The sequence below is a fragment of the Methylorubrum sp. POS3 genome (assembly GCF_043352485.1).
In the GTDB taxonomy this organism is placed as follows: domain Bacteria; phylum Pseudomonadota; class Alphaproteobacteria; order Rhizobiales; family Beijerinckiaceae; genus Methylobacterium; species Methylobacterium suomiense.
Map to the genome: position 1 here is coordinate 2,198,529 of NZ_JAPRBT010000001.1, position 9,770 is coordinate 2,208,298.

At 70.8% G+C, this 9,770-nt stretch carries 7 protein-coding genes; 5 read left to right on the plus strand and 2 right to left on the minus strand.

The window, feature by feature from the left end:
• Positions 1 to 37: 37 nt before the first annotated feature.
• Entirely contained in the window at positions 38 to 1,213 is a 1,176-nt protein-coding gene (locus OWC43_RS10350; RefSeq protein ID WP_393956615.1) for an efflux RND transporter periplasmic adaptor subunit, read from the plus strand.
• 61 nt (positions 1,214 to 1,274) lie between these two features.
• Positions 1,275 to 4,394, plus strand: coding sequence for an efflux RND transporter permease subunit (locus tag OWC43_RS10355; protein WP_393956616.1), 3,120 nt, complete (start codon positions 1,275 to 1,277; stop codon positions 4,392 to 4,394).
• Positions 4,395 to 4,508: 114 nt separating this feature from the next.
• Here OWC43_RS10355 and OWC43_RS10360 read toward each other — a convergent pair whose 3' ends face one another.
• Positions 4,509 to 5,186 carry a TetR/AcrR family transcriptional regulator gene (locus OWC43_RS10360; protein WP_393956618.1) on the minus strand — a complete coding sequence of 226 codons (678 nt, stop codon included), beginning with the start codon at positions 5,184 to 5,186 and terminating at the stop codon, positions 4,509 to 4,511.
• 99 nt (positions 5,187 to 5,285) lie between these two features.
• On the opposite strand from OWC43_RS10360, the gene OWC43_RS10365 reads away from it, so the two are divergent.
• The gene (locus tag OWC43_RS10365) at positions 5,286 to 6,026 is read left to right on the plus strand and encodes an SDR family oxidoreductase (RefSeq protein WP_137829412.1); all 741 of its coding nucleotides are present in this window, start codon (positions 5,286 to 5,288) and stop codon (positions 6,024 to 6,026) included.
• 396 nt (positions 6,027 to 6,422) lie between these two features.
• On the opposite strand, the gene OWC43_RS10370 is transcribed toward OWC43_RS10365, so the two are convergent.
• Positions 6,423 to 7,637, minus strand: a complete 1,215-nt coding sequence (locus OWC43_RS10370; RefSeq protein ID WP_393956620.1) for an MFS transporter — start codon at positions 7,635 to 7,637, stop codon at positions 6,423 to 6,425.
• 163 nt (positions 7,638 to 7,800) lie between these two features.
• Here OWC43_RS10370 and OWC43_RS10375 point away from each other — a divergent pair, with 163 nt between their 5' ends.
• Positions 7,801 to 9,129 (plus strand): hypothetical protein, encoded by a 1,329-nt coding sequence (locus tag OWC43_RS10375; protein WP_393956621.1) that lies wholly within the window; start codon positions 7,801 to 7,803, stop codon positions 9,127 to 9,129.
• 192 nt (positions 9,130 to 9,321) lie between these two features.
• A complete protein-coding gene (locus OWC43_RS10380; RefSeq protein WP_393956622.1) occupies positions 9,322 to 9,762 on the plus strand; it encodes a DUF1489 family protein in 441 nt (146 codons plus the stop codon).
• Positions 9,763 to 9,770 lie beyond the last annotated feature (8 nt).

The window sequence follows — 9,770 nt, forward strand, 5'->3', positions numbered from 1 at the left end:
CGGGCGCGACGGATCCCGTATCGGGTTCGAGGATGCGATGCCGGTTCCTGTCCGAGACCCTGCCGCGCGCTTGGCGCGCGGGACGCTCCTCCTCACGCTGCTTCTGACCGCACCGGCCGCCGGTGCCGAGACGCGGGGCGCGCCGCCCGCGGTCGGCACCCTCACGGTCTCGGCGCAGGAGGTGACCGAGAGCGAGAAATATGTGGGACGCATCCAGTCGGTCTCCCGCTACGCGGCGGTCGCCCGCATCACCTCGTTCCTCGACAGCGTCGTGTTCACGGAGGGGCAGGACGTCCGCAAGGGCGACGTGCTCTACCGTTTGGAGACGGCCCCCTTCGAGACGGATCTCGCCTCCAAGAAGGGGGCGCTGGCCAACATCCAGGCGCAGCTGAAGCTCGCCGACACCAATCTCTCCCGCTCGACCTCGCTGATGCGCGGACCGGCGGGCCTGCAGCAGAAGGTCGACGAGGATCAGGCGCAGCAGGGCGGGCTGCAGGGGCAGCTCCAGAGCGCGCAGGCCGATCTGAAGACGGCGCAGATCAACCTGAGCTACGCCACGATCGCCTCGCCGATCGACGGCAAGGTCGGCCGCACCGCGATCACCGCCGGCAACCTCGTCTCGCCGGATACCGGCGTGCTGACCACGGTGGTCAGCCAGGATCCGATGTACGTGCTGTTCTCGATCCCGACCCGCACGGTGATCGACCTGCGCAACCGCCTCGCCGCCCTCGGCGGCCTCGATGCCCTGAAGCTGCGCCTCGTCCTGCCCGACGGGCGGACCTACGGGGAAGCCGGTCACGTCAACTTCACCGACAACACCGTCTCGTCCTCCACCGACAGCTTCGCGATTCGCGGCGTGTTCGCCAACCCGTCCCGCGGGCAGAACAAGGCCGGGCACGCCGTGCGCGAACTCATCGACGGCGAGTTCGTGACGGTGATCGTGGAGAATCCCGATCCGGTCCGCCTCATCACGATCCCGCGCGCGGCCGTGCTCACCGATCAGCGCGGCGACTACGTCTACGTCATCGGCGACGGGAAGGCGGAGCGCCGCAACGTCACCCTCGGCCAGCCGATCGGCAACCGGACCACGGTGACCGGAGGCCTCAGGGACGGCGAGACCATCGCGGTCGACAACCTCCAGCGCGTGCGCGCCGGAGAGCCCGTCGCGGCCGCGCCGGCGCAGGGCGGGATGGCGCAAGAGAGCGGCCGATGAGCCGCGGGGCGCAGCGGCGCGCGGGGTCGGGCGTGGGGCTGAGCCTGGGACGGAGGGCGCGATGATCTCCTCGATCTTCATCGACCGCCCGCGGCTCGCCGCCGTCGCGGCGATCGTCGTGACCCTGGCGGGCCTCCTGGCGATGGCCCGGATCCCGGTCGCCCAGTTCCCGCAGATCGTCCCGCCGGAGGTGCAGGTCAGCGCCACCTATCCGGGCGCCTCGGCGGAGGTGGTCGAGGCCGCGATCGCGCAGCCGCTGGAGGCCGCGGTCATCGGCGTCGACAAGATGATCTACATGAAGTCGATGAGCGGCAACGACGGCAGCTACAATCTGACCGTGTCGTTCCAGCTCGGCACCGACCCGGACATCGACACCGTCAACGTCAACAACCGCGTCCAGACGGCTCTGGCCCAGCTGCCGCAGGAGGTGCGCCTCGAAGGCGTCACGGTGCAGAAGCAGGCGACCGCGATCCTGCAATACCTGATGCTCTACAGCGAGGACGGCAGCCACGACCCGCTGTTCCTGACCAACTACGCGACGATCAGCGTCCTCGACGAGCTCAGCCGCACGCCCGGCGTCGGCCAGGCGTCGCTGTTCGTGAACCAGCAATACTCGATGCGCATCTGGTTCGACGTCGATCGGCTCAACAACCTGAAGATGGCGCCGTCCGAGATCGTCAACGCCGTCAACGCGCAGAACGTGCAGGCCGCCGCCGGCCGGGTCGGGGCACGTCCGGTCAGCAACGACCAGCAGTTCCAATTCAACGTCCAGACCAAGGGTCGGCTCTCGACCGCCGAGGAATTCGGCAACATCGTCGTGCGCGCCGATCCCGACGGCTCGGTCCTGCGGGTGAAGGACGTGGCCCGCGTCGAGATGGGCGCACAGAACCTCGACGCCATCGCCCGCCTCAACGGCAAGCCCGCGGTCGCGATCTCGATCCAGCTGGCGCCCGGCGCGAACGCGGTTCAGACGGCGGACGCGGTGGATGCCACCCTGAAGCGGGTGAGCCAGCGCTTCCCGCCGGGGGTCAAGTCCAAGGTCGTCTACGACGCCACGACCTTCGTCGATCAGACCATCAGCGAGGTCGTCCTGACGATCGCCGAGGCGTTCCTGCTCGTGGTCGTCGTGGTCTACCTGTTCCTGGGCAGCCTGCGGGCCGCTCTGATCCCGGCACTCGCGGTTCCGGTCAGCCTGATCGGCACCTTCGCGGTGCTGCTGGTGATCGGCTATTCGGCCAACACCATCTCGCTGCTCGCCATGGTGCTGGCCATCGGCATCGTCGTCGACGATGCCATCGTCGTGGTCGAGAATGTCGAGCGCGTCATGGCGGAGCGGCCCGACCTGTCGGTCGCGGAGGCCACCAAGCACGCCATGCGCGAGGTCACCGGCCCGATCCTCGCCATCACCCTGGTGCTGCTCTCGGTCTTCGTGCCGCTCGCCGCCATCCCCGGCCTGTCGGGGGTGCTGTTCCGGCAATGCGCGGTGACGATCGGCGCCAGCATGGTGATCTCGGCGCTCGTCGCGCTCACCCTCTCGCCCGCGCTCTGCGCCGTGCTCCTGCGCCGCAGCGGGCACAGCCGCGGGCTCGCCGGCCTCGCCCAGAGGGTGATCGAGCGGACGCAGGCTCGCTACGCGGCGCTCGTCACACGGCTCGTTCGGGTCAGCCTCGTCGGCCTCGCGCTGGTCGCGGTCTGCGGCGGCGGCATCTACGTCGCCGCGGGCCTCACGCCGAGCGGGTTCCTGCCGTCGGAGGATCAGGGCGCCTTCTTCGTCACGGTCCAACTGCCCGACGGCGCCTCGGTGGCGCGCACCGCCGAGACCGTGACGGCCCTCGAGACCAAGCTCCTGGCGATGCCGCAGGTGGCCGACACCTATTCGGTGATCGGCTATTCCTACCTCGACACGGTGAACGCGCCGAACATGGCGTTCATGCTCGTGCACCTGAAGCCGTTCTCGGAGCGGACCGGCCCGGAGGATTCGGCGCAAGGCTTGATCGCCCGGCTGACGCGGGAGGCGCAGTCGATCCGCAGCGGCGAGGTGATCGCCTTCAACATGCCGCCGATCATCGGCCTCTCGACCAGCGGCGGCTTCGAATACGCGCTGGAGGCCATCGAGGGTCAGAGCCCGGAGGAACTGGGCAGCGTCGCGCAGGGCCTGATGGCCGCCGCCAACGCCGACCCGCATCTGTCGGACGTGTTCACCACCTACACGGCGGCCAACCCGTCGCTGTTCCTCGACATAGACCGCGACAAGGCGGCGGTGCTGGGCGTCAATCTCGGCGACGTCTTCGATACGCTCCAGGCGACGTTCGGCGGCACCTACATCAACAATTTCAACGTGTTCGGACGGACCTGGCAGGTCAATATCGAGGCCGAGGCGGGCGACCGCGACAAGGTCTCGGACCTCTGGCAGGTCTATGTGAAGAACGCCAAGGGCGACGAGGTGCCGCTCCGCTCCTTCGCCTCCAGCCGCTTCGTCGGCGGCCCGCAGGTGCTGACCCGCTACAACAACTATCGCTCGATTCCGATCGAGGGGAGCCCCGCCGCGCGGGTCTCGTCCGGCACGGCGCTGAAGGCGATGGCCGCGGTCTCGGACGCGACCCTGCCCAACGGCTACGGCTACGAGTGGACCGGCACCGCCTTCCAGGAGACCAGGGCACAGGGGCAGACCGCGCTGGTGCTCGGCCTTTCGCTGGTCTTCGCCTACCTGTTCCTCGTCGGGCTCTACGAGAGCTGGATGATCCCGGTGCCGGTGCTGCTCTCGGTCAGCGTCGGCGTGCTCGGGGCGCTGGCTGGCATCCTGGTCGCCGGCCTCTCGCTCGATCTCTACGCCCAGGTCGGCCTCGTGGTACTGGTGGCGTTGGCGGCCAAGAACGGCATCCTCATCGTCGAGTTCGCCCGCAAGCAGCGGGCGGAGGGCCATTCGATCCGCGACGCGGCGGTGGCCGGGGCCTCGGTCCGCTTCCGCGCGGTGGTGATGACCTCGATCGCCTTCATCCTCGGCCTCCTGCCCCTCGTCTTCGCCGAGGGCGCCGCCGAGATCAGCCGCCGCGCCATCGGCACCCCGATCTTCGCCGGCATGATCGCGGCCACGACGGTGGGGCTGTTCCTAATCCCGATGCTCTACGTCGTCTTCCAGAACCTCGCCGAACGTCGGTTCGGACGGGGCCGAGCCGGGTAAGGGGGTCCCAAAGGGCGAGCCCCTTGGCGGGGTCGCGGGGCAGAGCCCCGGTTTCCCTTCAGACCCGGGCTCTGCCCTGGACCCGCGAAAGGACGCGTCCCTTCGAAACCTGGACTATCTTGCCGCGGCCAGCGCGTCCCAGGCCAGCAGGGCGATGCGGGCCGCGGCCTCCAGCTCGGCGCGGGCCGCACCGTCGCGGGCCTGGAGCGACATGCCGTTCTGGACGGATTGCACGAAGCGGGCGAGGCCGCGCCGGTCCGCCACCTCCGGCAATTCTCCCTCCGCGACGGCTCGGGCCAAACGCTCGTCCAGGCGCTGCAGCGCGACGGCGCGCTCCGACAGCAGGCGCTGGCCGAGATCCGGATGGGTACCAGGGCAGACCGAGGCGAGCGTCACCATGCAGCCGCGGGGCACATCGTCTTGGAGAGCGTCGCCGCAGGAGCCCGTCAGCGCCGCCGCCGAGTCGAGAAGATAGGCCGCGACCGCTTCGCGCGCCGTGGGGGCCGCGCGAAAGCCCGCCCAGACCCGCGCCTCGTAGGTCTCCGCGTAGTGGCGCAGGGCCTCGACATAGAGCGCCTCCTTCGAGCCGAAGGCCGCGTAGAGGCTCGGCGAGCCGATCCCCATGGCCTCGGTGAGATCGCTGATCGAGGTGGCTTCGTAGCCCTTGCGCCAGAACAGGTGCGTCGCCCGCGCCAGGGCGGTCTCGCGGTCGAAGGCGCGGGGGCGGCCGCGGCCGCGGGCCTGCGCCGTGTCGGAAGCCGCTTCCGCGGGCTTCGCGGAAGCGGGTGGCATGGGTCCAGAATTCTGCATTGGTCGTTACATAATTCACTTGACGCCTCTCACCAACCCGCTTAGCCATTTCTGTGTCGACCGTTATATAAAGGTGCACAGATGAGCGAACTGGCTGGCAAGCGCGCCCTGGTGACCGGAGCCTCGCGCGGCATCGGCGCCGCCATCGCGCTGGCGCTCGCGGAGCGCGGCGCCGATGTGGCGATCACCTACGAGCGCTCGGCGGATCGTGCGGCGGAGGTGGTTCGGGCGATCGAGGCGAAGGGCCGGCGCGGCCTCGCCCTCCAGGCCGACAGCGCCGATCCGGCGGCGGTGCGCGGCTCGGTCGAGGCCACGGTCGAGGGGCTCGGTGGGCTCGACATCCTCGTCAACAATGCCGGCATCGCCCGCGGCGGTACGGTGGCCGAGATGAGCCTCGCCGACATCGACGCCCTCCTGAACGTCAACGTGCGCGCGGTGGTGCTCGCCTCGCAGGCGGCGATCCCGCATCTCCGGCCGGGCGGGCGCATCGTCACCATCGGCTCGTGCCTGGCCGAGCGGGTGCCGTTTCCGGGCGTGACGGTCTATTCGATGACGAAATCGGCGCTCCTCGCCTTCACCCGCGGCCTCGCCCGCGAGCTGGGCCCGCGCGACATCACCGTGAACCTGGTCCAGCCCGGTGGGACCGACACGGACATGAACCCGGCCGACGGCCCGAACGCCGCCGGCATCCTCGGCCTGACGCCGCTCGGCCGCTACGGCACGCCCGACGACGTGGCCGCCACCGTGGCCTTCCTCGCGGGCCCCGGCGCCCGCCAGATCAGCGGCTCCGCCGTCACGGTGGATGGCGGATTGAACGCCTGACGGATCGATCCGCCGGCGAGGCCCCCGCTTGTCCGCCGCGCATCGTGACGACCCGGGGCCCGGCTCCGGTCGTCGCACGGGACGCCCTGCAGATCCTCGCGCGAACCACGAAATCCGCCATCCTCTTGATACATCCGCCGGAACAAACCCAAACGTCGCCGTCTTCTCCCATCGACAATGGAGGGAATAACCATGCTCAAAGGTGGCCTTCTCTGGTTGATCGGCATTCCCCTACCGATCATTCTGCTGCTCTGGTTCTTTGGCGTCTTCCACTGATCCTGCACTGATCCCACTCGCTGCATCTAAGAGCTTTGAGCGGCGCAATCGCTGCTTGAAAGCGCGTGGCCTGTACGGATCGCGACATCCCTCGGGCGGGACGGCGACCGGCTCGGTCCGTCAGCCACCCCGTCCCGCGGGTGTCGCGCTGCGGGCGAGGCCGGTGAGCGCGAGCCCGGCCAGCGCCAGCGGCGCCATCATCAGGAAGGTCGCCGCCCCTCCGAACGCGCCGTAGACCGTCCCGCAGGCGAGCGTTGCCAGCGCCGAGACCAGGGCGGTGGTGGCTCCGACCGTTCCCTGCGCCCGCCCACGCGCCCCGTCCGGGGCGAAATTCGAGACCGCGTTCATCGCCCCGAGATGCGTCGCCCCGAAGGTGAGGGCGTGCAGCATCTGCAGCGGGACGAGGAGGACGAGATTCCCCTCGGCGACGCTCAGACCCACGGCGCGCGTCACCGCGGCGAGGCCGCCGAGCGCCAACAGGCGGAACGGGCTGCGCCAGCGGGCGGGGAGGCGGGCGAGCCCGGCGAACAGGACGATCTCGGCACCGACGCCGACGGCCCAGAGCACGCCGATCCAGGGTGCGGAGACGCCGTGGGCCGCCCAGCTGAGACTGCCGAAGGCGTAGATCGCCGCATGGCTGGCCTGGATCAGAGCGGCGGCGCCGATGGTGAGCCGCAGCATCCGGGGCAGGCGCGGCGGCGGGCCGTCCGCCGAGGGGCGCGGCTCGCGCGGGGCCGCCCGCTCGCCGGCGCCCAGGGCCACGAGTGCGGCGAGGAGGGCGAGGCCGGTGAGGAGCAGCGGCACCGCCACCTGGCCGCCCAGGGCGCCGAGCAGGGCGCCGCCCGCGAGATTGGCGAGGAGGAAGGCGACCGAGCCGAACATGCGGATCCGGGCGTAATCGATGCGCCTGGGGGCGCGGCGCGCGGCGGCGAGCGTCAGGTAATCGATGCTTGGCACCAGCGGAGCCTGGGCGGCGGCGTTGAGCACCACGAGCAGCCCGAGCAGGACGACGGCGATGCCGGCGGCCGACGGCATGAGGGCGTAGGTCGCGGCCAGCGTCAGGCTGCCGGCGGCGAGCAGCGTGCGCGGGCGAACGCCGCGGTCGATCAATCCGGTGAGCGGGCGCGTCGCCACGATCTTGGTGGCGATGGGCAGGGCCAGGAGCAGACCGATCAGGCCCGGATCGAGCCCGAGCGCGCCGAGCCAGACCGGCATGAACGGCATCGCCACGCCGATCTCGACGAAGACGACCGCGTAGAGCAGGCCGAGCCGCAGGGGATCGGGCTCGGCCGCCGCGGAGGGCGAACCGGCCTTCGGGGGAGGGTACGAGGACAAGGCCGCCGATCCCGTATGGTGGCGCATCGGGGACGGCGCCGCGGCGGACGCCCGTGCGAAACAGCGTAAGCAGCCGTTAAACGCCGCGTGTCAATGTCGGTGCGGTCCGTCAATCGTCGCGGACCCGCGACGCGTGCGGGTGTCCGCGTCCTTGCGGGGTGTGATGTCGAGTTCCCATTCCCTGACGACGCGAGACGCGTCCCAGTACGAACTGATCGAGGCCGCCGTCCGGGAGACCGAGCGGGGCCGCTGGTTCCTGGAAGAATATGCGCGGCGCAACCGCAACGCCGACACCGAGGTGCTGCTCGGGGCGATCCACCGGCTCGAATCGGTGGTGACGGAGGAGCGCGGCGGGGACGACGTGGTGCGCTTCCGCGGCGACCTGATGGATATGGCCGATGCCATCGCCCGCACCCGGGCGGAGGTGGCCGCCCTATCCGGCCCCGATCATGGCGAGAGCCGCCTCACCGTCGCCTCGGAAGCCCTCGATTCCATCGTGCGCGCCACCGAGCGGGCGACCTCGGACATTCTCGGCGCGGCCGAGCAGGTCCAGGAGGTCGCCTGGACCCTGCGGGAAACCGGCGCCGACGGTGCGGTCTGCGACGACCTCGACCGCCACGCCACGCAGATCTACACCGCCTGCTCGTTCCAGGATCTGACCGCGCAGCGCACGAGCCGCATCGTGCACACCCTCCGCTACCTGGAAGACCGGATCACCTCGATGATCGGCATCTGGGGGCCTGAGGAGGCCGTACCGGACCTCGACACGGATCCCCGCATCCGCCGCGACACCGCCCGGACGATGGAGGCGGCCCTCGATCAGACCGATGTCGATCGCTTCCTCGACATGGACGGCCCGGCGGCCCAGGCCGAACCGGTCCGCCCGCCGCTCACGGCGATCACCCTGCACGACGATCTGGCCTTCCTGCCCGAGGCCCCGGTCGAAGCGGCCGGGCCGGTCGGGGAGGGGGACGCCATCGACCCCGTGGCCGAGGCGCCGACCTTCGAGACCGCCGCCGATCGCGACCCGCAGGCGCCGGTCGTCGCGCCTCCGGCGGACAAAGCCGTGGCGCCGGTGGAACCGGCTCCGGTCATCGAGCCGGCGCCGCTGGTGACGCTTCCGGCCGCGATCCTCCCGGCCGCGCTCGCCGCGGGTCTCGCAACCTGGGAAGCGGCCGAGAAGCCGGTCGAGGCGTCCCGCGAGGATGCCCCGGCGCAGAGTGCCGTCCAAGGCGAAGTCACCGCGAAAGAGGCCGTCGCGAAAGTGGCGGTGACGAAGGCCCCCCTCGGCGATCTCTTCGACGTGCCGGTCGATGCGCCCGCCCCCGGAAAGCCCGTCGCCGAGACGGCAGCGCCCGAGACGGCCGCCGATGAGAAGGCCGTCGACGAGTCGACCGCCGCGCAGCCCTCCGTCGTGGTGGACGACCTCGCCGATGCCTTCGTCAATTTCGACGAGTTGAGCATCGAGGAGAAAATCGCCCTGTTCGCGTGAGGTCCGCGCCGCGTCGGGCTCCGAGCGCGACCGGCCGGACCGACCGGAGCGCGCGCCCCCGGATCGGCGCTGCGACATTCCCCGCGACGCGGATGACGGTTTCCGGCCGCGTCGGAGCGGGGTAAGCGCACGGCGCCCGCCGCCCTGCCCGGCCCGGCCTTCCCTCGCGCATGGGACATCGCAGCCTCGGCCATGGTCCTGCATCTCCTGAAGCTCTGCGTCGGCCCCGCCTCGATCGGGGAGTTGGAGGCGCGCATCGCCCGCCATCGCGACGAGGCCCTGCGGCTCGGCGGCGACACGCGGCCGTCGCACGTCACCCGGATGGTGCCGAAGCGCGCCGCCGCCATTGCCGGGCAGGGCTCGATCTACTGGGTGATGAAGGGCACGCTCAGCTGCCGTCAGCCGATCCTGGCGATCGACCCGTTCACCGGCACCGACGGCATCGACCGCTGCCGCCTCGTCCTCGACCCCGCCGTCACGGCGGTGGCACCCCGCCCCTGCCGCCCGTTCCAGGGCTGGCGCTATCTCGAGGCCGGCGACGCCCCGGCCGATCTCGACCGGGCGAGCGCGGGGGATCTCGCCGAGATGCCCGAGAGCCTGAGGCGGGAACTGGCAGCGCTCGGGTTGATCTGACGAACCGC

Coding starts and splice junctions, on each gene's coding strand:
- OWC43_RS10360 (WP_393956618.1), bottom strand. CDS start 5,186: ATGCCACCCGCTTCCGCGAAGCCCGCGGAAGCGGCTTCCGACACGGCG.
- OWC43_RS10365 (WP_137829412.1), top strand. CDS start 5,286: ATGAGCGAACTGGCTGGCAAGCGCGCCCTGGTGACCGGAGCCTCGCGC.
- OWC43_RS10355 (WP_393956616.1), top strand. CDS start 1,275: ATGATCTCCTCGATCTTCATCGACCGCCCGCGGCTCGCCGCCGTCGCG.
- OWC43_RS10350 (WP_393956615.1), top strand. CDS start 38: ATGCCGGTTCCTGTCCGAGACCCTGCCGCGCGCTTGGCGCGCGGGACG.
- OWC43_RS10375 (WP_393956621.1), top strand. CDS start 7,801: ATGTCGAGTTCCCATTCCCTGACGACGCGAGACGCGTCCCAGTACGAA.
- OWC43_RS10380 (WP_393956622.1), top strand. CDS start 9,322: ATGGTCCTGCATCTCCTGAAGCTCTGCGTCGGCCCCGCCTCGATCGGG.